Origin of the sequence: Methylobacterium sp. 37f (assembly GCF_023093475.1) — a bacterium.
GTDB lineage: Bacteria > Pseudomonadota > Alphaproteobacteria > Rhizobiales > Beijerinckiaceae > Methylobacterium.
On the sequence record NZ_JAGHKN010000005.1, the window covers coordinates 83,284 to 101,686 of the forward strand.

The 18,403-nt window shown below is 69.5% G+C and carries 14 protein-coding genes; 4 read left to right on the forward strand and 10 right to left on the reverse strand.

Annotated features, from left to right (window positions below; all coding sequences use genetic code 11):
* Positions 1-86 precede the first annotated feature (86 nt).
* The 3 genes from J7U37_RS05155 (at position 87) to J7U37_RS05165 (ending at position 5,079) form a co-directional block, all read left to right on the forward strand.
* Entirely contained in the window at positions 87-3,440 is a 3,354-nt protein-coding gene (locus J7U37_RS05155; RefSeq protein ID WP_247635023.1) for an error-prone DNA polymerase, read from the forward strand.
* A gap of 167 nt (positions 3,441-3,607) precedes the next feature.
* Positions 3,608-4,576, forward strand: coding sequence for a histidine kinase dimerization/phosphoacceptor domain -containing protein (locus J7U37_RS05160; protein WP_156633739.1), 969 nt, complete (start codon positions 3,608-3,610; stop codon positions 4,574-4,576).
* Positions 4,577-4,614: 38 nt separating this feature from the next.
* The gene (locus J7U37_RS05165) at positions 4,615-5,079 is read left to right on the forward strand and encodes a hypothetical protein (RefSeq protein ID WP_247635024.1); all 465 of its coding nucleotides are present in this window, start codon (positions 4,615-4,617) and stop codon (positions 5,077-5,079) included.
* Positions 5,080-5,140: 61 nt separating this feature from the next.
* Here J7U37_RS05165 and fae read toward each other — a convergent pair whose 3' ends face one another.
* Positions 5,141-5,680, reverse strand: coding sequence for a formaldehyde-activating enzyme (gene fae, locus J7U37_RS05170; RefSeq protein WP_247635025.1), 540 nt, complete (start codon positions 5,678-5,680; stop codon positions 5,141-5,143).
* Positions 5,681-5,894: 214 nt separating this feature from the next.
* Here fae and J7U37_RS05175 point away from each other — a divergent pair, with 214 nt between their 5' ends.
* Positions 5,895-6,110, forward strand: coding sequence for a hypothetical protein (locus tag J7U37_RS05175; RefSeq protein WP_156376117.1), 216 nt, complete (start codon positions 5,895-5,897; stop codon positions 6,108-6,110).
* Here the strand turns inward: J7U37_RS05175 and J7U37_RS05180 are convergent.
* The 9 genes from J7U37_RS05180 to J7U37_RS05220 form a co-directional block, all read right to left on the reverse strand.
* On the reverse strand, positions 6,107-6,553 hold the full coding sequence (locus J7U37_RS05180) for a hypothetical protein (RefSeq protein ID WP_247635026.1): 447 nt from the start codon (positions 6,551-6,553) through the stop codon (positions 6,107-6,109). The genes J7U37_RS05175 and J7U37_RS05180 overlap by 4 nt on opposite strands.
* A 143-nt stretch (positions 6,554-6,696) precedes the next feature.
* A complete protein-coding gene (gene metH, locus J7U37_RS05185) occupies positions 6,697-10,449 on the reverse strand; it encodes a methionine synthase (protein ID WP_247635027.1) in 3,753 nt (1,250 codons plus the stop codon).
* Between the two features lie 136 nt (positions 10,450-10,585).
* Positions 10,586-11,503, reverse strand: coding sequence for a methylenetetrahydrofolate reductase [NAD(P)H] (metF, locus tag J7U37_RS05190; protein ID WP_247635028.1), 918 nt, complete (start codon positions 11,501-11,503; stop codon positions 10,586-10,588).
* 76 nt (positions 11,504-11,579) lie between these two features.
* Positions 11,580-12,620, reverse strand: a complete 1,041-nt coding sequence (locus tag J7U37_RS05195; protein ID WP_247635029.1) for a metalloregulator ArsR/SmtB family transcription factor — start codon at positions 12,618-12,620, stop codon at positions 11,580-11,582.
* 71 nt (positions 12,621-12,691) lie between these two features.
* Entirely contained in the window at positions 12,692-13,612 is a 921-nt protein-coding gene (locus J7U37_RS05200; RefSeq protein WP_247635079.1) for an ROK family protein, read from the reverse strand.
* 53 nt (positions 13,613-13,665) lie between these two features.
* Positions 13,666-15,057, reverse strand: coding sequence for a dicarboxylate/amino acid:cation symporter (locus J7U37_RS05205; protein ID WP_056179110.1), 1,392 nt, complete (start codon positions 15,055-15,057; stop codon positions 13,666-13,668).
* A gap of 289 nt (positions 15,058-15,346) precedes the next feature.
* Positions 15,347-16,267: a hypothetical protein gene (locus J7U37_RS05210; protein WP_056484531.1), complete on the reverse strand. Its 921-nt coding sequence runs from the start codon at positions 16,265-16,267 to the stop codon at positions 15,347-15,349.
* 325 nt (positions 16,268-16,592) lie between these two features.
* Positions 16,593-17,003, reverse strand: a complete 411-nt coding sequence (gene msrB, locus J7U37_RS05215; protein WP_056179105.1) for a peptide-methionine (R)-S-oxide reductase MsrB — start codon at positions 17,001-17,003, stop codon at positions 16,593-16,595.
* A gap of 108 nt (positions 17,004-17,111) precedes the next feature.
* Positions 17,112-18,311, reverse strand: coding sequence for a YihY/virulence factor BrkB family protein (locus J7U37_RS05220; protein ID WP_056179103.1), 1,200 nt, complete (start codon positions 18,309-18,311; stop codon positions 17,112-17,114).
* Positions 18,312-18,403 lie beyond the last annotated feature (92 nt).

Below are 18,403 nucleotides of genomic sequence, written 5' to 3' on the forward strand. Positions count from 1 at the left end.
CGAAACCGGCACCCCCGGGATCGAATATGATCACGATTCGTTCTCAATCTTGAGACGGGTTCGGCGACGCGGGGGGAGCGAGCGAGATGGGGCCGACATCCGGGCCGCCGGCCTACGCCGAACTCGCGGTGACCACGAACTTCTCGTTCCTGCGCGGAGCTTCGTCCCCCGGCGAGATGGTGGGGCAGGCCGCCGAACTCGGGCTGCACGCCATCGGCATCGCCGACCGCAACACCCTGGCGGGGATCGTGCGGGGCCATGCCGAGGCGAAGCGGCGCCGGGCCGCCGGCGAACCCGGCATCCGCTTCCTGCCGGGCGTGCGGCTGGTGACCGAGGACGGCTTCGAGGTCGTCGCCTACCCAATGGACCGGGCCGCCTATGGCCGCCTGTGCCGGCTCCTGACCCTGGGCAACCGCCGCTCGGAGAAGGGCCAGTGCCGGTTCGGCTTTCCGGAGCTTCTGGAGGCCAGCGCGGGGCAGATGCTGATCGCGATTCCCCCGGAGGATCTTGCAGGGAGGAACCTCGTGGGCAAGGACCTCGACGACACGCATCCGTTCCTGGAGCGGCTGGCGGTGCTGGCGGACCAGGCGCCCGGCCGGGTCACCCTTGCGGGCAGCCACCGCCGGCGCGGCGACGAGCGCCGCCGCCTCGGGCAGCTCGCCGTCTGGGGAGACCGCCTCGGCGCGCCCCTGGTGGCGGTCTCGGACGCGCTCTACCACCACCCGGACCGGCGCCCCCTGCAGGATGTCGTGTCCTGCATTCGCGAGGGCTGCACCCTGAACGCGGCGGGCTACCGCCTGGAGGCCAATGCCGAGAGGCACCTGAGGCCCGCCGATGCGATGGCCCGCCTGTTCGCCGACCATCCTGAGGCCCTGGCCCGCACGATCGAGATCGCCGAGACCTGCGACTTCTCCCTGGACGAACTGACCTATGAATATCCCGACGAGCCGGTGCCGCCGGGCTTCACCGCTCAGGCCTACCTCAGAGATCAGGTGATGAAGCGCGCCCAATGGCGCTATCCCGATGGCATTCCAGAACAAATCACGAACACGATCGAAGACGAGCTGCGCCTGATCCACAAGATGAACTACGCGCGCTACTTCCTCACCCTGTTCGACATCGTCGAATTCGCGCGCAAGCGCGGCATCCTGTGCCAGGGGCGCGGCTCGGCGGCCAATTCCGTGGTCTGCTACTGCCTGGGCATCACGGCGGTCGACCCCACCGAGATCCGGCTGCTGTTCGCCCGCTTCATCTCGGAAAACCGGGCCGAGCCCCCCGACATCGACGTGGATTTCGAGCACGAGCGCCGCGAGGAGGTGATCCAGTATCTCTACGACCGCTACGGCCGCGACCGGGCCGCGATCTGCGCCACGGTGATCCATTACCGCCCGCGCAGCGCCATCCGGGAGGTCGGCAAGGTCCTCGGCCTGCCCCCCGACATCACCGGCGTGATGGCCGACACGGTCTGGGGCTCCTGGGGCAAGGATCTGCCGGACGCGCATATCCGGCAGGCCGGGCTCGACCCGGACAATCCGCGGATCCGGCAGGCGCTGGAACTCGCCCATGCGCTGATCGGCTTCCCGCGCCACCTGTCGCAGCACGTGGGCGGCTTCGTGCTGACGCGCGGGCGCCTGGACGAGACCGTGCCGGTGGGCAACGGCGCCATGGCGGACCGCACCTTCATCGAGTGGGACAAGGACGACATCGACGTCCTCGGCCTGATGAAGGTCGATGTGCTGGCCCTGGGCATGCTGAGCTGCCTGCGCCGGGGCGTGGATTTCCTGGCGCGCGCGTACGGCCACGACTACCCGACGCTGGCCGACCTGCCGCGCGAGGACCCCGCCACCTACGCGATGCTGGCCCGGGCCGATTCGGTCGGCGTGTTCCAGGTCGAGAGCCGGGCGCAGATGTCGATGCTGCCGCGCCTGAAGCCGCGGGAATTCTACGATCTGGTGGTCCAGGTCGCGATTGTGCGGCCGGGTCCGATCCAGGGCGACATGGTCCATCCCTACCTGCGCCGGCGCCAGGGGATCGAGCCGGTGGAGTACCCCTCGCCCCATCCCGACCATGGGCCGGCCAACGAACTCGAGAGCGTGCTCCGGCGGACCTACGGGGTGCCCCTGTTCCAGGAGCACGCCATGCAGATCGCCATCACGGCCGCCGGATTCGAGCCGCACGAGGCCGACGGCCTGCGCCGGGCCATGGCGACCTTCCGGCACAACGGCCAGATCGTGAACTTCCGCACCAAGTTCGTCGAGGGCATGGTGGCCCGCGGCTATCCGCGCGACTTCACCGAGCGCTGCTTCAAGCAGATCGAGGGGTTTTCCACCTACGGCTTCCCGGAGAGCCACGCGGCGAGCTTCGCCCTGCTGGTCTACGCCTCGGCCTGGATGAAGTGCCGGCACCCGGACGTCTTCCTGGCGGCGATCCTGAACTCCCAGCCGATGGGCTTCTACCAGCCGGCGCAGCTGGTGCGCGACGCCCGCGCCCACGGGGTCGAGGTGCGCGGCATCGACGTCAATGCCAGCGACTGGGACTGCACCCTGGAGCCCGCCTCGGAGCCGCCGCCCCCCGGTGTCGAGCGGCGCTTCGCCGTGCGCCTCGGCCTGCGCCAGGTGAGCGGGGTGCCGCAGGCCGCCATGCACCGCCTCGTCGCCCTGCGGGGCAATGGCTACGCCAGCATCGAGGGCCTGCAGGCGGCCCTGGCGCTGCCCCGCAACGCCCTGGAGCGGCTGGCGGAGGCGGATGCGTTCCGCTCTCTCGACCTCGACCGGCGGGCCGCCCTCTGGGCGGTGCGGACCCTGGAGGGCACCTCGGCCCGCAAGGCCGCCCTGCGGGCGGGCGGGGACCGGCGGGCGCACCTCCTCGACACGCCGATGCCGCTCTTCGCCTTCCACGCCGATGACGGGCTGTTCCGGGCCGAGCCCGCCGTGGCCCTGCCCGCCCTGGAGGCCTCCGAGCACGTGGCCGAGGATTACGCCGCCACCGGCCTGTCGCTGAAGGGCCACCCGGTGGCGTTCTTCCGGGAGCGCCTGGCCCGCATCGGCGCGATCCCGGCCCGCGACCACCACGACGCCACCCGCGTGGCCCACAACGCCCGGGTCACGGTGGCGGGGCTCGTGCTCACCCGGCAGCGGCCGGGCACGGCGCGCGGCACGGTGTTCCTGACCCTGGAGGACGAGACCGGCATCGCCAACGTCATCGTCTGGCGCGACGTGTTCGAGGCCAACCGCGCCGTCGCCATGGGGGGGCGCTTCCTCGCGGTGCGGGGCCGGGTGCAGCGCCAGGGCCTCGTGGTCCACCTGCTGGCCGAGCGCTTCCGCGATCTCTCGCCGGCGTTGCGCGACCTGCGGGCGGGCGGCCTGCGCCTGCCGCCCGAGACCACGGATTTCGGGGCGCCCGAAGATCGACGAATTTACCGCAGCCGCGATTTCCATTGAGGCTAAATCACGACTGTCGCCCCGGCCCGCTGGTCAGCCGACGCCGGCCCCAGTAAATCTGGTGCGATTCCAAAGAGACGACGACGCTGCCCCAATTTTCGACCCGCACCTCAAAGAGTCCGGTCTCATGGTGGAAAGGCTGGCAGGCCGTCCACGCGACCGAGCGCCTGCGCGCGCGCGTCTGGCTCGGCGAGGGCGCCGCACTGGCTGCCTCGGCCCTGGCCCTGGCCCTGCGCTTCGCCCTCGACGACGTGCTGCCGCCGGGCTTTCCCTACCTGACCTTCTTCCCGGCCGTCATCCTGACGACCTTCTTCTTCGGCCTGCGGCCCGGCATCACCTGCGCGATCCTGAGCGGTCTGGCCGCCTGGTACTTCTTCATCCCGCCGGACACCGGCTTCATCCTCGACGGGCCGAGCGCCCTGGCCCTGACCTTCTACGCCTTCATCGTCACGGTCGACATCGCGCTGATCCACATCATGCACCGGGCGGGCGAGCGGCTGCGCACCGAGCAGGCGGTAACGGCGGGGCTCTACGAGCAGCAGCGCACCATGTTCCAGGAGCTGCAGCACCGGGTCGCCAACAACATGCAGTTCGTGGCGGCCCTTCTGACGCTGCAGAAGCGCAAGGTCGGCGACGACCCGAAGGCGGCGCTGACCGCCCTCGACGAGGCTCGGGTGCGGCTCGAGACGATCTCGCGCATCCACCGCCGCCTCTACGATCCGAGCAGCATCGAGGGCCCGGTCGGCCAGTACCTCAAGGAACTCTGCGCCGACCTCCTCGATGCCACGGGGGCACAGAACATCGTCTGCCTGGTGGACATGCCCCCGGTGCGGCTCGACCTGTCCCAGCTCACCACCCTGTCGTTGCTCGTGGTCGAATTGGTGACCAACGCCCTGAAGCACGCCTTCCCGGACGGGCGGCGCGGCACCATCACGATCCAGATCGAACGGCTCGATCCCGAGCGCCTGCAGCTGACCATCGCGGATGACGGGCGCGGCATGCCGGTGAACTTCGACCCGGAGACCAGCCGCAGCCTCGGCTTCCGCATCGCTCAGGGCCTCGCCGGGCAGCTCGGCGGGCAGCTCGATTACAGCAATGCGGGCGGCACCGTGGTCCGCCTCGCTTTCGCGGCCTGAACGCCCCTCACGCCGTCCCGGACAGCCGGAGCCCAGCCATGCGACCGCCCAGCGTCCCCCTGCTCCTCAGCGCGTTCTGGCTCGTCGTGAGTCTTGGCGGTTCCGGCCCCGCGCGGGCCGACGATTGCGACGGCCTCGCCGGCCACATCGCCGGCGCCATGGGTGGCAAGGTCGGCCGACGGACCGGCCCCAGCATCGACATCCGCGTTCCCGGCGGACTCAAGCTCGACCTGACCTGCCGGGCCGAGCCCATCGTGCAGGCGGCCTCGGCCGAACCGACGCCCTCGGCGGCCTATTTCGCCGACCTCGCCCTGGCGGCCGAGATCGTGATCGGCGAGAGCGCCGGCGCGGTCCAGGCGGCCATCGCCACGGCGCATGCCACCGCCCTCAAGGAGCGGCGCAAATCCTTCATCCAGCAGAACGGATGGTCGGCGAGCTGCTACACCGACACCAGCGGCTCGATCCGGACCCTGTGCTCGGTGGGACGGATTCCGCCGGAGTGATCCCCCCTCGGGAGGCGCGGATCAGCCGAGACCCGCACCCCGTCGTCAATCCCAGCGCAGATCAGTACTCGATCACGTCTTCCAGGGCGTAGTGCTTCACCGTCTTCCGGTTGGCGATGAGCTCGTCGATGGTGGGCTCACCCCGCATGGCGCGGCCGATGGCGAGCTTCGTCGCCTCGTAATTGGTGCGGTAGAGGTCCTTCTGGTCGAGGTTGGCGTCGTCGGCGCAGCGCGGGTCGAGCCAGATCATGATGATCATGCACAGGTCGTCGAGGCCGTCCTTCGGCAGCACGCCCTCGATCACGCAGTCGATGATCGCGTCGCCGGTGGCGGCCTGGACCACGCCGCCGAGAAGCTCGACATAGGCGGCCGTGTGGATCGTCGCCTTGGTGGTCATCATGGTGGCCGGGCGCACGAGCTGGTTGAGGTCGCGCACCACGAACATCCGGGTGTGGCCCTGGACCTGGCCCATCATGCCGGCGAAGGCCTGTCCGGCCGGACCGCGGGTGGAGCCGATCAGGACCTCGGGCATCGCGTCGGTGTACTGCCCGTCCGCCGCGAGCACGGTGGCCTCCCCGGTACGGAACCAGATCTCGGACATGGGGTCTTCCTCCAACGAATGATGCTCGGGCCCGGTCTTCGGGCCGCGTCGGGGCGCACAAACACCAGGGGGCGGCACGGCGTCAATCGAGGCCGCCCGATCTCTCCCGCCCGGATGCTCTTAACCGCACCCCTGGCCTCGCGCCGCGGGATCGGTCATGCAGGAGCGCCGCCGACCGGGAGAGTCGACGGCGGGGAAGAGGCGCGTGAACCCGATGAGTACGGAACGGGACTGGAGCGTGGCGGTGGCGGCCGCGCCGGACGGGGTGCGGATCGAGATCGGCCTGCCCGACCTCGACGGACGGCCCGTCACGGCGATCCTGGCCCTCGACCGGGAGGAGGCCCGCACCCTGGCCCGCGCGCTGCTCGCAGCCTCCGGCGACGCGATGGAGCGGACGTTTCCGCGCGCTCCCGGATCGGCCGAAGGTTAGAGACCGACGCGGTTGCTGCGGCCCGGCAGCCGCGGCACCTTGGCGTCGCGGGCCTCGATCGGCGCCGCGCAGGTGTAGCTGAACTCGGTCTGCAGGTCGGTGAACACGGTCTCGCCGCTGATCCGGCAATCTTCGCGCGCCGTCTCGTTGAGGTAGGTCCGGGCCGCCTCGCGGAAGCGCTTGACCCGGGTCAGGCTCGGATCGCCGCCGACGAACGCATCGTCGATGCCGCAGCCGGTGGTCTCGCGCAGGCTGTTGGACACGATCAGCATCTTGCGGACCCGGCGCTGGTCGTAGACCTCGTAGGGGTCCTTGCAGCCGATGGTCACGACCTGGGGCGTCAGGCTGACATAGGTCTTCGAGATATAGGCGAAGCCGGTGCAACCCGAGGCGATGAGCCCGAGCGCGACGGTGGCGACGAGGGAGCCGGTGAGCCGGTACACGATTCAGGCGCCCTTCGCTGGTCTCGGGCCATGGTTGAGCCGGACCGGCATTGAAGCGCAGGCGGGCCCACGGTCAAGCCTCGCCCGGCCACATCCCGGTGTGATTCGATCCCGCCCCGGATTCCGGGACGGGATCGGGCGCCCTACTCCGCGGCGGCCGCGAGGTAGCGGGCCGGATCGTAGTTGAGGATCGGGCCGAGCCAGCGCTCGACCTCGCGCACATCCATGCCCTTGCGCACGGCATAATCCTCGACCTGGTCGCGCTCGACCTTGGCAACGCCGAAGTAATGCGAGTCCGGGTGGGCGATGTAGAGGCCCGACACCGAGGAGCCCGGCCACATGGCGTAGGACTCGGTGAGCTTTACGCCGATGCGCGACTCGGCCTTGAGCAGGTCGAACAGCGTGACCTTCTCGGTGTGATCGGGCTGCGAGGGATAACCGGGGGCGGGACGGATACCGGCATATTCCTCGCGCACGAGGTCTTCCGGCGCATACGTCTCGTCGGCGGCATAGCCCCAGAATTCGCGACGCACGCGCTCGTGCATGCGCTCGGCCAGGGCCTCGGCGATGCGGTCGGCCAGGGCCTTGACCAGGATCGAGCGGTAATCGTCGTTGGCCCGCTCGAAGCGCTCGGCGATACGCACCTCCTCCAGGCCGGCCGTGACCACGAAGCCGCCGACGTAATCGGCGATGCCGGTCTCGGCGGGCGCGACGAAGTCGGACAGGCAGGTGTTGGCACGCCCGTCACGCTTGCTCAGCTGCTGGCGCAGGCCGAAGAAGGTCGCGAGTTTCTCCGACCGGCTCTCGCCGGTGAACAGGGTGATGTCGTCGCCGACCGCGTTCGCCGGCCAGAAGCCGATGACCGCCTTCGGGTTGAACCAGCGCTCGGACACGATCTGGGCCAGCATCTCCTGCGCGTCGTCGAACAGCGCCTTGGCGGCCGGACCCTGATTGGGGTCCTCGAAGATCGCCGGGTAGCGGCCCTTGAACTCGTAGGTCTGCAGGAACGGCGTCCAGTCGATGTAGGGCACGAGGTCGGCGACCTCGTAGGAGGAGTAGACCCGCGTGCCGGTGAAGCTGGGCTTCCGGGGCTGGTAGCCCGACCAGTCGATCCGGAACGGGTTGGCCCGAGCCTTGGCCAGCGGCAGGCGCTGCTTGTCGAGTTCGGAGCGCGCATGCGCGTCCGAGACCTTGCGGTACTCGGCCCGGATGTTGGCGATGGTGGTGTCCCGCGTCTCCTTGGAGAGCAGGCTGGAGACCACGCCGACGGCGCGGCTCGCATCGGTGACGTAGACGGTCTGGCCCCGGTTGTACGAGGGGTGGATCTTCACCGCCGTGTGGACGCGGCTGGTGGTGGCGCCGCCGATGAGGAGCGGCACGTCGAAGCCTTCGCGCTCCATCTCGGCCGCGACGTGGACCATCTCGTCCAGCGACGGGGTGATGAGGCCGGACAGACCGACGATGTCGACGTTCTCCTTGCGCGCGACGTCGAGGATCTTGGCCGCCGGCACCATCACGCCGAGGTCGATGATCTCGTAGTTGTTGCAGGCCAGCACGACGCCGACGATGTTCTTGCCGATGTCGTGGACGTCGCCCTTTACGGTCGCCATCAGGATCTTGCCCGCGGCCTGGCGCTTGCCGTCACCGCCGTTGGCAAGCTTCTCCGCCTCCATGAACGGCTCGAGATAGGCCACGGCCTGCTTCATCACGCGGGCGGACTTCACCACCTGCGGCAGGAACATCTTGCCTGAGCCGAACAGGTCGCCGACCACGTTCATGCCGGCCATCAGCGGCCCTTCGATGACGTGGAGCGGACGTTCGACGCCGAGGCGGGCTTCCTCCGTATCGGCGACGACGAACTCGGTGATGCCGTTGACCAGGGCGTGCTCCAGGCGCTTCTGCACCGGCGCCTCCCGCCAGGACAGGTCGGCGGTCTTGGCCTGGACGCCGCCGCCGGACTTGAAGCGCTCGGCCGCCTCCAGCAGGCGGTCGGTGGAATCGTCGCGGCGGTTGAGGACGACGTCCTCGCAGAGCTCGCGCAGTTCGGCCGGAAGCTCGGCGTAGATCGCGAGCTGGCCGGCATTCACGATGCCCATGTCCATGCCGACCTGGATCGCGTGATACAGGAACACCGCGTGCATGGCCTCGCGCACCGGCTCGTTGCCCCGGAATGCGAAGCTGAGATTCGAGATGCCGCCCGAGATGTGGGCGTGGGGCAGGGTCTCGCGGATGGTCTTGGTCGCCTCGATGAAGGCGACGCCGTAGCCGTTATGCTCCTCGATGCCGGTGGCGACGGCGAACACGTTCGGATCGAAGATGATGTCTTCCGGCGGAAAGCCGATCTGCTCGGTGAGGACCTTGTAGGCCTTGGTGCAGATCTCGACCTTGCGCTCGTAGCTGTCGGCCTGACCCTGCTCGTCGAACGCCATCACCACCACGGCGGCGCCGTAGGAGCGGCACACCTTGGCGTCGCTGATGAACTTCTCGACGCCCTCCTTCATGGAGATCGAGTTCACGATCGCCTTGCCCTGGACGCACTTGAGCCCGGCCTCGATGACGTGGAACTTCGAGGAATCGATCATCACCGGCACGCGGGCGATGTCGGGCTCGGCGGCGACGAGGTTGAGGAACTCGACCATCGCCTTCTCGGAATCGAGCAGGCCCTCGTCCATGTTGATGTCGATGATGCTGGCGCCCGCCGCCACCTGATCGCGGGCGACGTCGAGGGCCGCCGCGTAATCGCCGGCGGTGATCAGCTTCCTGAACTTGGCCGAGCCGGTGACGTTGGTGCGCTCCCCGACGTTCACGAAGGGGATCTCCTTCGTCAGGGTGAACGGCTCCAGGCCCGACAGGCGCATCAGGCGGGGCACCTCGGGGATGGCACGGGGCTTCACGCCCTCCACGGCCTGCGCGATGGCGCGGATGTGATCCGGGGTGGTGCCGCAGCAGCCGCCGACCATGTTGACGAGGCCGGCGGTGGCGAACTCGCCCACCAGCTTGCCCATGGCCTCGGGGCTCTCGTCGTAGAGGCCGAACTCATTGGGCAGGCCCGCATTCGGATAGGCGCAGACCAGGGTGTCGGCGATGCGCGACAGTTCCGAGATGTGGCCGCGCATCTCCTTGGCGCCGAGCGCGCAGTTCAGCCCGATGGTGAGCGGGCTGGCATGGCGCAGGGCATTCCAGAACGCCTCCGGCGTCTGGCCCGAGAGCGTCCGGCCGGACAGGTCGGTGATGGTCCCCGAGATCATGATCGGCAGGACCATGTCCCGCTCCTCGAACACCGCCCAGGCCGCCGCCACGGCCGCCTTGGCGTTGAGGGTGTCGAAGATGGTCTCGATCAGGATCAGCTCGGCGCCGCCATCCATCAGGCCGCGGACCTGCTCGATATAGGCCTGCTTGACTTGATCGAAGGTCACGGCCCGGTAGCCCGGATTGTTGACGTCCGGCGAGATCGACAGGGTGCGGTTGGTCGGGCCGATGGCGCCGGCCACGAAGCGGCGACGGCCGTCCTGCTCTTCGGCGAGCTTGGCGGCCTCGCGGGCGAGGCGCGCGCCCTCGGCGTTCAGCTCGTGGATGATCGATTCCATGCCGTAATCGGCCTGGGCGATGGTGGTGCCCGAGAAGGTATTGGTCTCGCAGACGTCGGCGCCGGCCAGGAAGTAGTCGAGGTGGATCTGCCGGATCGCGTCGGGCTGGGTCAGGATCAGAAGGTCGTTGTTGCCCTTCTGGTCGTGGCCGTGATCGGGAAAGCGCGTGCCGCGAAAATCCGCTTCGCCGTAGCCGAGGCGCTGGATCACCGTGCCCATCGCCCCGTCGAGGACGAGGATTTTTTCCGCCGCCCGCTGACGCAGGGCCGCTTCGATCTCTTTTCCGTCAACGGGGCGCAGGTCGGTCATGGGCTTCTCACGCGTCAATCCGGGTTCGTGGAACCCGGAATCCGGAACCGCGACGGGTCCGGACAGTGAACTTCGATGGAGTCGGCGACTCTTGAGTCACGGGCGTGCCGATCGGCGCGCCCGTGACAAGGGATGGTCAGGCGGCCTTCGCCACCGACTTCGGCGCCTGGGACCGCAGGCCGAGCACGTGGCAGATGGCGTAGACGAGGTCGGAGCGGTTCATCGAGTAGAAGTGGAAGTCGTTGACGCCGTGGTCGACGAGATCGAGCACCTGCTCGGCCGCCACCGCCGCCGCCACGAGGCGCCGGGTCTCGACGTCGTTGTCCAGGCCCTCGAACCGGGCCGCGAGCCAGTACGGCACCGAGGCGCCGGTGCGCCGGGCGAAGTTCGCCGCCTGCTTGAAGTTCTGCACCGGCAGGATGCCGGGGATGATCGGGATATCGATGCCGGCGGCCCGCACCTTGTCGACGTAGCGCAGATAGATGTCGTTCTCGAAGAAGAACTGCGTGATCGCCTGATCGGCGCCGGCATCGACCTTGGCCTTCAGGGCATCGATGTCGGCATCGAGCGAGGAAGCCTCCGGGTGCTTCTCGGGGTAGGCCGAGACCGAGACCTTGAAGTCGCCGATGCGCTTGATGCCGGCCACAAGGTCGGCGGTCTGGGCATAGCCGCCCGGATGCGGCCGGTAGGCGGTGCCGACGCCGTCCTGCGGATCGCCGCGCAGGGCCACGATGTGGCGCACGCCGGCATCCCAGTAGGATTGCACGACCGCGTCGATCTCCTCGCGGGTGGCGTCGACGCAGGTCAGGTGGGCGGCCGGCTGAAGGCCGGTCTCCTTGACCATCCGGGCGACGGTGTTGTGCGTGCGCTCGCGGGTCGAGCCGCCGGCGCCGTAGGTCACCGAGACGAATTTCGGCTGGAGCGGCGCGAGGCGCTCGATCGAGGACCACAGGATCTTCTCCATCTCCTCGGTCTTCGGCGGGAAGAACTCGATGGAGACGCGGATCGGACGGTAGCCGTCGCGGCTGGCGCGATGGTGGGAGGCGGAAGGCATCGGGTTCGTCCTCTATGTCGGTCGGTTCAGACGGTCTGCGAAACGAGAGCAGGATCGGGATCTGCGGGGGACGCCCTCAGGCGACGGCCCGTTCCTGAAGGATTTTTTCCGGAGCGAGACGGGGTGGCGCCGCGGCCATCTCGGCGGCGTTGGTGGCGAGCCACAGCGTCACGGTCAACTGGTCCTCGACCTCGCCGGTGGGGGCGAGATCGCGGGTGGTCACGGTGGGCAGGCCGGCATCGTTGAGCCAGCCCGTCACCTGCTCGGGCGCGAAGCCGAGGCGGCGATGGGCCTGGGCCTCGCGCAGGAATTCGAGATCGTGGGGGGCGAAGTCCACCACCAGGAGGCGGCCGCCCGGGGCGACGAGGCGCGCGGCCTCGCGCAGGGCGCGGGCCGGATCGTCGAGATAGTGCAGCACCTGATGCACCAGCACGAGATCGAAGCCGCCGCGCCCGAAGGGCGGCGCGTGGATGTCGCCCTGGCGCAGATCGACCCGCGACAGGCCCATGCGCTCCAGGTTGGCCCGCGCCACCGACAGCATGGCGTGGTTGGAATCGAGGCCGACGGCCCGGGCGGCGCGGCCGGCCAGCAGGCCGAGCATCCGGCCGGTGCCGGTGCCGAGATCGATGAGGTGGCCGATCGGACGATCGCCCAGCGCGTCGAGGACGGCGGCCTCGACGGTGGCTTCCGGCACGTGCAGCGAGCGCAGGCGATCCCATTTCGGCGCCAGCCGGGCGAAGAACGCCTGGGCCGTCTCGGCCCGCTGCGCCCGCACCGCCTCGAGACGGGCGAAATCCTCGGACAGGGGCGGATGCGCCGCATCGAGGCCCGCGATCAGCGGCTCGACGAGGCCGGCGCGCTCTTCCACCAGGCGAAAGAAGGCCCAGGCCCCCTCGCGGTGCCGATCGACCAGCCCGGCCTCGACCAGCAGTTTCAGGTGGCGCGAGATCCGCGGCTGCGACTGGCCCAGAATGTCGGTGAGGTCCGAGACCGACAATTCGCCGGCGGCCAGCAGGGCCAGGATGCGCAGGCGCGTCTCCTCGGCGGCGGCACGCAGAATGGCCAGCGCATCGCCGAAGGGCAGGACAGGTCCGTCTTGAGATCCCGAGTTAGACATAAAGATATCTTTATGTGAAACCGGGCGCCGTGACAAGCGCCTCGGGGCCATCGTGATATCGGGATCGCCGCTCAGGCCCCCGGCAGGCCGGCGGGTCCGTCGTTCCACAGCCACGCGGCGCCCCGGACCCCGGAGGCATCGCCGTGCCGGCTGGCGACGATGGGGGTGTCGAAGGCATCGGAGAAGACATGCGGCGCGACCCGTTCGGGCAGGCCGGCGAGGATTTCGGGCACCCGTGAGAGACCGCCGCCGATGACGACGATGTCGGGGTCGATCAGGTTGATGCCTTGGGCGATGCCGCGCCCGAGCCGGTCGAGGTAGCGGGCGATCGTCGCGTCCGCCGCCGGATCGCCGGCGCGCAGGGCGGCGATCACCGCCTCGCCGCCGATCGGCGTTCCTGTGCGGCGGGCATGGTCGGCGGCCAGGCCCGGGCCGGACACCCAGGTTTCGAGACAGCCGTGGCGGCCGCAATAGCAGGCGGGGCCGGGGCGCTCGTCGTCGCGCGGCGCCGGCAGCGGGTTGTGGCCCCACTCCCCGGCGATGCGACCGCGCCCGGACAGAGCACGGCCCGCGATCGCGATTCCGGAGCCGACGCCGGTGCCGAGGATCAGGGCCCACACGGTGCCGAGCCCGGCCCCCGCCCCATCGACGGCCTCGGACACCGCGAGGCAATTGGCGTCATTCTCGACGCGGACGGGCCGGCACAGGACGCGCTCGAGATCTCCGGCGAACGGCTGACCGTTCAGCCAGACCGAATTGGCGTTCTTGACGAGGCCGGTGCGGGGCGAGACCGCCCCCGGCATGCCGATGCCCACCGTGCCCGCGCATCCCGCCGCGCGCTCCAGCGACGCCACGAGGTCGGCGATGGCACCGAGCGTCCCCGCGTAATCGTCCCGGGGCGTCGCGACCCGCTGCTCGGCCCGGGTTGCGCCCCGTTCATCGAGGGCGATCCCGGCGATCTTGGTGCCGCCGAGATCGATGCCGATGCGCAGGCGCGCCGGCCGTGATGGGTCGGACGAAGCGCGGCCGGACAGAACCGGCCCCGTCAGCGGGCCGGAGCCGGGATCGGCGCCGCACCGTCGACATCCATGTTCGGCGCATGGTCCGAAATGTCGGTGCCGATCGAGACCGGGTGCTCCATGACCTGGCGCAGCTTGACCTGATCCAGCTCGCCCTCCCAGCGGCTGACCACCACGGTGGCGACGCCGTTGCCGATCAGGTTGGTGATGGCCCGGCACTCCGACATGAACTTGTCGACGCCGAGGATCAGGGTCATGGCCGCCACCGGGACCGGGTTGTTGGGAATGGCGCTCAGGGTCGCCGCCAGGGTGATGAAGCCAGCCCCGGTGACGCCGGACGCCCCCTTCGAGGTCAGCATCGCGACCAGGATGATGGTGGCGTACTGGGCGAAGGACAGGTCCGCGCCCACGGCCTGGGCCAGGAACAGCGTCGCCAGCGTCATGTAGATGTTAGTGCCGTCGAGGTTGAACGAGTAGCCCGTCGGGATCACGAGGCCGACCACTGAGTCGGAGGCACCGAGGCGGCGCATCTTCGTCATCATGTGGGGCAGCACCGTCTCGGAGGACGAGGTGCCGAGCACGATGAGCAGCTCGTCCTTGATGTAGGCGAGGAACTTGAAGATCGAGAAGCCGGCGACGCGGGCGATGCCGCCGAGCACCACCACCACGAACAGGAAGGCGGTGACGTAGAAGGTGCCGACGAGCCAGGCGAGATCGATCACCTTGCCGATGCCGTACTGGCCGATGGTGAAGGCCATGGCGCCGAAGGCGCCGATGGGCGCCAGCTTCACCACGAGGCCGATGATGCGGAAGAAGATCTGCCCGGCCGTGTCGATGGCGTGGGTGATGGCCTCGCCGCGCTGGCCCATGCCGGTGACGACGACGCCGGTGAGGATCGAGATCAGCAGAACCTGGAGCAGGTCGCCGGTGGCGAAGGCGTCGAAGAAGCTCTTCGGGATCAGCGCCATGATGTGGCTGGTCACCGAATCGTTGGCCGCCAGCTTGGCGTATTTCTCGACCGCCCCGGCATCGAGCTTGGTCACGTCGGCATTGAAGCCCGCGCCGGGCTTGACCACCTCGCCGACCAGGATGCCGATGAGGAGCGCGACGGTGGAGACCACCTCGAAGTAGACCAGCGCCTTCAGGCCGACGCGGCCGACCTTCTTCAGGTCACCGATCGAGGCGATGCCGTGCACGATGGTACAGAAGATGATCGGCGCGATCATCATCTTGATCAGCGCGATGAAGGCGTCGCCCAGCCACTTGACCGACTTGCCCCATTCCGGATTGAGCCAGCCGAGAAGGATGCCGAGCGCGATGGCGATCAGCACCTGGATGTAGAGAACCTTGTACCAGGGCTCCTTGTGGGTGCGGGGCGCGCTGGCTGCCGCCGCTCCGTGTGTCGTCACCTGGGCCATGATCCCTCCCGCTGCGCGCCGCGCAACCCATTGATTGTTAATCCCGACGCTAGCCAGTTTATTCGCGCCGCTCAATCGCGGGGCCGGGCGTCGGATGACAATTCGCGAGCCGTCACACGGACTTCGCGGGCACCTGTGGGACGCCTGCCTCGCTCCGCCGCCGGCCTGCCCTCAGTCTCCCCCGTCCGCGCACGCACGCGAAACCCGCCCCCGGTGAGGGAGGCGGGTGGCTGTCGGTCGGGCGGTGCTGCGTCGGAACGGCGTTTCGTCGGGAGGCCGGCGCGCCGGTTCAGGTCTGCTGGGTGCGCCGGGGGCGGACGGTCCAGCGCTCGAACTCGGCGGCGATGTCCTCCTCGCCGCGCGAACCGCCCTTCGACGGAACCTGCGGGTTGCCGAGGGCCTGGGACAGGCTCTCGATCACGTCGTCGATGCGAGAATCGATCTGCGAGGCGGAATCGGGCTGGCCCTCGGCCGGAGCGACATCGGCGTGGGGTTCGGGCTCGGGCTCGGGCTCGGCCATCGCGTGCGTCTCGACGGGAGCGGGCTCCTCGACCCGGAGCACCGGCGGAGCGGCTTCGGCCGCGGCGGGGGCCGCGACCGCACCACCGCCGGCCACGCGCCGCAGGGCCTTCATCATGCCGTCGCCCTCGTTCGCCTTCGGCGCGCCGTAGCGCCCGAAACCGAAGCGCGGCTCGACGAGATCCAGGATCGCATCAAGGGCGGCGTTGGACAGGCCGATCTCGCCGGGTTGCGGCACGCCCTGGAGCGCGACGGCGTGGCGGTCGTAGCTCGGGTCGCCGCTCACCTCGGGGCCGAACCAGGCCGGCACCGCGAAGCCCTGAGCCTCGTCCGGCCCGTCGAAGGCCACGGTCACGAGGTCGAATTCACCCGGGGCGACGTAGCGGTCGACCAGCGCCTCGCGACCGCCCCCGAGGGCGAGCGCGGTGCGGTCGTAAGCGGCCTTGCCCGAGCACACGTCCATCAGCGCGTCGCCGTGGGCGCGCGGCACGTCGGTGCGCTCCTCGCTGGAGCTGCCGTCCGGCGCCGAGGTGACGAGGACGAGGTGGCAGGTCTGTCCGTCGACCCGGACGTAGGAGACGCGCCCGGCCTGCGGGGCGAAGTAGCCCTCGGAGATCCGCGAACCGCCGCGTTCCTTGCGGATGAGGCGCACCAGGGCGGGGGCCACGAGAAACCGGCGTACGAGGCTCATCGACATTCTCCGCGGAGTCGGCCGGCCCCGGGCGGGACACCGGACCGGCGCTGACGTCAGGGCCGCCGACCTCCAGCGATGCGGGGCGGATCGACCGGCTTCAGGCGGCTCGCCGCATCGGGCCGGACGACCCGCCACGTCGAACCATGACATAAGATAGGATATGCGATCATTCCCGGTGTCGCCGGGACCGATCTGGCAAGAATTCTCCATTCCGGACTAAGCAAAACGACGGCGAAATCAAGACCATCGCGGCATTCCGGCGGGCTTCATCCCCATCCGGTTCTCGTCGAACATCGACGGGAACCGGGCGGGACCGGGCCGGTCAGGCCTCCGGTTCGAAGCGAAGGGACAACCCGTTCATGCAGTAGCGCAGGCCGGTGGGCGGCGGGCCGTCGTCGAAGACGTGGCCGAGATGGCCCTTGCAGCGGGCGCAATGCACCTCGGTCCGGGTCATCCAGTGGCTGCGGTCGACCGTGGTCTCCACCGCCCCGTCGATCGGATCGAAGAAGCTCGGCCAGCCGGTGCCGGATTCGAACTTGGTGCCGGTGACGAAGAGCGGTGCGTCGCAGCCGGCACAGTGGAACACGCCCGGGCGCTTCTCGGCGTTGAGGCAGCTGGTGCCGGCCCGCTCGGTGCCGTGCTCACGCAGCACCCGGTACTGTTCCGGGCTCAGGCGGGCGCGCCATTCGGCCTCGCCGAGGGATTCGATGTCGTCGGTGGGGGATGCGGACATGGGGCGACGGCTCCTGTGCGGGTGTCGGGACGTGCCCCTTATGTAGGCGCCGGACGCCATCCCGGGGAGGCCAGCCCGGCAAGGTCGTCCCGACACGTCGCCGCCCCGTCAGGCCACCGCCCCCAGGGTGTCGGCCATGCGGGCCCGGCGTGCGCCCATCGGCCGCTCCGGCCCGGTGGTGGTGTCGCGCGCGGTCTGGTGCTCCATCTCGGCGTTGATCTCGCCGCCCAGCAGCACGATCGTGCTGGAGATCCAGATCCAGGTCATGAAGCCGATGGCGGCGCCGAGCGAGCCGTAGGTCTCGTTGTAATTGCCGAAGCTGGAGACGTACCAGGAAAACAGGATCGAGGCGGCGAGCCAGAGCAGGCCCGCCACGGCGCCGCCGACCCCGACCCAGCGCCAGCGCGGGCGCTCGCGGCTCGGACCGTACCGGTAGAGCAGCGACAGGCCACCGAGGACGACGACGAGGAGGGCGGGCCAGCGCAGCAGGGCGATGAGCCAGGCGGTGTCGCTGAGGCCCACGAAGGTGAACACCACCGGCAGCACCACGATGCCGGTGAGGGCCAGGATGGTGAAGATCAGCGCACCGATGGTGAAGGTGAGCGAGCGCAGGTTCAGCATGATGAACGAGCGCTTCTCCTCCTCCTCGTAGACGATGTTCAGGGCATCGAACATCGCCTTCATGGCGGCGTTGGCGCTCCAGAGCGAGAGCAGCAGGCTGGTGAAGAAGGTCAGCCCGAGGGAGCCGCTGCCCTTGGCGGCGATGCGCTTGACCTGATCGCCGATGATCTCGATGGCCCCGGAGGGCAGCACCCCCTGCATGCTGGCGAGGTGCCCGTTGATCGAGCCCACATCGGCGACGAGGCCGTAGCAGGACACCAGCGCGGCGACGGCGGGGAACAGCGAGAGCAGCGAGTAGAAGGTCACGCCCGCCGCGACCGAGAGGACCCGGTCGGCCATGAATTCGAGATAGACCCGGGTGAGGATGTCCTTCCAGCCCGACGCGGTGATGTCGGCGGGCGACTGCGCGGCCCGCCCCCGCGCCACCTCTGTGGCGGCGATGTGCTCGGCGGCGGCCCCGGAATGCGAGCGCGCGCCTTGATCCTTGGAGGGAGAATTTTTGGATATCTGGTCGTTCGACGGAGACTCCTGGGACGGATGATCCGGCGCGCCAACCGGGCCGGTCCGGGCCGGTCGCTTCGGTGCGGCAGCGAGCGCGATCAGCGCGGTGCCGAGCAGCAGCGTCCACAGAACGGGGCTCGCCGGCTCGCCATCGGGTGCGGGACTGCGGCGGAGAGAAGATGGCATGGCAGAACCGGAACGAAGATGGACGGCGCGTAGGCGCCCGGGAGTCTCGGCGCCCCGTGTTCCGGGCGCCCGGGCTCAACGTGACGCAGGCT

Coding starts and splice junctions, on each gene's coding strand:
- msrB (WP_056179105.1), bottom strand. CDS start 17,003: ATGTCCGCATCCCCCACCGACGACATCGAATCCCTCGGCGAGGCCGAA.
- J7U37_RS05155 (WP_247635023.1), top strand. CDS start 87: ATGGGGCCGACATCCGGGCCGCCGGCCTACGCCGAACTCGCGGTGACC.
- J7U37_RS05210 (WP_056484531.1), bottom strand. CDS start 16,267: ATGAGCCTCGTACGCCGGTTTCTCGTGGCCCCCGCCCTGGTGCGCCTC.
- metF (WP_247635028.1), bottom strand. CDS start 11,503: ATGCCTTCCGCCTCCCACCATCGCGCCAGCCGCGACGGCTACCGTCCG.
- fae (WP_247635025.1), bottom strand. CDS start 5,680: ATGTCCGAGATCTGGTTCCGTACCGGGGAGGCCACCGTGCTCGCGGCG.
- metH (WP_247635027.1), bottom strand. CDS start 10,449: ATGACCGACCTGCGCCCCGTTGACGGAAAAGAGATCGAAGCGGCCCTG.
- J7U37_RS05220 (WP_056179103.1), bottom strand. CDS start 18,311: ATGCCATCTTCTCTCCGCCGCAGTCCCGCACCCGATGGCGAGCCGGCG.
- J7U37_RS05165 (WP_247635024.1), top strand. CDS start 4,615: ATGCGACCGCCCAGCGTCCCCCTGCTCCTCAGCGCGTTCTGGCTCGTC.
- J7U37_RS05175 (WP_156376117.1), top strand. CDS start 5,895: ATGAGTACGGAACGGGACTGGAGCGTGGCGGTGGCGGCCGCGCCGGAC.
- J7U37_RS05205 (WP_056179110.1), bottom strand. CDS start 15,057: ATGGCCCAGGTGACGACACACGGAGCGGCGGCAGCCAGCGCGCCCCGC.
- J7U37_RS05195 (WP_247635029.1), bottom strand. CDS start 12,620: ATGTCTAACTCGGGATCTCAAGACGGACCTGTCCTGCCCTTCGGCGAT.